Annotated in this window: 2 protein-coding genes; both read left to right on the top strand. The window is 66.5% G+C overall.

Going from position 1 to position 2,295, the window contains the following annotated elements; translation table 11 throughout:
• Positions 1-7 precede the first annotated feature (7 nt).
• Positions 8-1,279, top strand: a complete 1,272-nt coding sequence (locus VF662_RS14615) for a thiamine pyrophosphate-dependent enzyme (RefSeq protein ID WP_464142558.1) — start codon at positions 8-10, stop codon at positions 1,277-1,279.
• 5 nt (positions 1,280-1,284) lie between these two features.
• The gene (locus VF662_RS14610) at positions 1,285-2,289 is read left to right on the top strand and encodes an alpha-ketoacid dehydrogenase subunit beta (protein ID WP_464142560.1); all 1,005 of its coding nucleotides are present in this window, start codon (positions 1,285-1,287) and stop codon (positions 2,287-2,289) included.
• The last annotated feature ends 6 nt before the right edge of the window (positions 2,290-2,295 follow it).

Here is a 2,295-nt window from a genome sequence, read left to right as displayed (position 1 = left end):
TTAGCGGATGAACATTGAGACTGGGCGCCCCAACCGACCGGCGCTCTCGCTCCACGTCCCGGAGCCCGAAGCGCGGCCCGGCGAAGACGTCGATTTCAGCCATTTCGAGATCCCCGCCGCCGGAAGCGTCCGCCGCCCCGACATCAACGTCGATCCGTCCGAGATCCGCGACCTGCCCTACACCCTGGTGCGCGTGCTGGACGAGGAGGGGAGGGCGGTCGGCCCCTGGGACCCGCGGCTCGATCCCGACACGCTGCGCCGGATGCTCCGCGATATGGCGATGGTCCGCGTCTACGATGACCGCATGTACCGCGCCCAAAGGCAGGGCAAGACCAGCTTCTACATGAAATCCACGGGCGAGGAGGCGATAGCGGTCGCCGCCGCGCACGCGATGGACCGGGACGACATCTTCTTCCCCACCTACCGCCAGCAGGGGCTGCTGGTGGCGCGGGATTACCCGCTGGTGGAGATGATGTGCCAGGTCTATTCGAACCGCGGCGATCCGCTCAAAGGGCGCCAGCTCCCGATCATGTATTCCACCAAGGAATACGGCTTCTTCTCGATCTCCGGCAATCTCGCCACGCAATTCCCGCAGGCGGTCGGCTGGGCGATGGGATCGGCGATCAAGGGCGACAGCCGCATTGCCGCGGGCTGGATCGGCGACGGCGCCACCGCCGAGGGCGACTTCCATAACGCCGTCACCTTCGCCGGCGTGTACCGGGCGCCGGTGATCCTCAACATCGTCAACAATCAGTGGGCGATCTCCACCTTCTCCGGCATCGCGGGCGGCCAGCTCACGACCTTCGCGGCGCGGGCGATCGGCTACGGCATCGCCGGTCTCAGGGTCGACGGCAACGACGCGCTCGCGGTCTACGCCGCCACCCGCTGGGCCGCCGACCGCGCCCGATCCAACCTCGGGCCGACGCTGATCGAACTCTTCACCTACCGGGTTGAGGGCCATTCCACCTCCGACGATCCCACCGCCTACCGCCCCGCCGGCGCCGGCCAGCAATGGCCGCTCGGCGATCCGCTTGCGCGCCTCAAGCAGCATCTGATCGGCCTCGGCGAATGGGACGACGAGCGGCACCAGCAATTGCTCGACCAGCTCGATGCGGAGGTGCGCGCGGCCCAGAAAGAGGCGGAGCGGCTCGGAACCCTGCAGTCCGATCCCTATAACGACGTCGATTCCATGTTCTCCGACGTCTTCGCCGAGCTTCCCTGGCATTTGCGCGAGCAGCGGGACGCCGCACGCGCCGAAGCGGAGGCGCGCCGCAAATGAGCGTCATGAACATGATCCAGGCGCTGAATTCGGCGCATCACGTGATGATGGAGCGGGACCCGAACACCGTCGTCTTCGGCGAGGACGTCGGCTATTTCGGCGGCGTCTTCCGGGTGACCGAGGGGCTTCAGAAGAAGTTCGGGAAGCAGCGCACGTTCGACGCTCCGATCGCCGAGGCCGGCATCGTCGCCACCGCGGTCGGCATGGCCGCCTACGGCCTTCGCCCGATCATCGAGATCCAGTTCGCCGACTATATCTATCCGGGCTACGACCAGATCGTCTCGGAAGTGGCGCGCATGCGCTACCGCACGGTCGGCGAATGGCCGATGCCGATGGTGATCCGTTCGCCCTATGGCGGCGGCATCTTCGGCGGCCAGACCCACAGTCAGTCGCCGGAAGCCCTGTTCGCGCACGTGGCCGGCCTCAAGGTCGTGATCCCGTCCAACCCCTACGATGCAAAGGGCCTGCTGATCGCCGCGATCGAGGATAACGATCCCGTGATCTTCTTCGAGCCCAAGCGCATCTATAACGGCCCCTTCGACGGCTTCTACGACCGGCCGGTGACGCCGTGGGCGAAGCATCCGGCCGCCGAGGTCCCGGACGGCCATTACACCGTTCCCATCGGCAAGGCAGCAGTCGCGCGGGAGGGCGAGGCGGTGACGATCCTCGCTTACGGCACGATGGTCCACGTCGCCATCGCCACTGCCGAGGCCGAGGGAATCGACGCCGAGGTGATCGACCTTCGCACCATCGTCCCGGTCGACATCGAGACCATTGAGACTTCAGTGAAGAAGACCGGCCGCTGCGTCGTCTTCCACGAGGCGACCCGCACATCCGGCTTCGGGGCCGAGCTCAGCGCGCTCGTCACGGAACGCTGCTTCTACCATCTGGAAGCGCCCGTGCAGCGCGTCACCGGCTGGGACACGCCCTATCCGCACTCGATGGAATGGACCTATTTTCCGGGCCCGCCGCGGCTTGCGCTCGGCCTTAGAAAAGCATTGGAGGACTGATCGGCG

Origin of the sequence: Allosphingosinicella sp. (assembly GCF_036387215.1) — a bacterium.
Classification (GTDB): Bacteria; Pseudomonadota; Alphaproteobacteria; order Sphingomonadales; family Sphingomonadaceae; genus Allosphingosinicella.
Note: the sequence above shows the minus strand (reverse complement) of the source record. Positions and strands in the feature narration are given on the sequence as shown.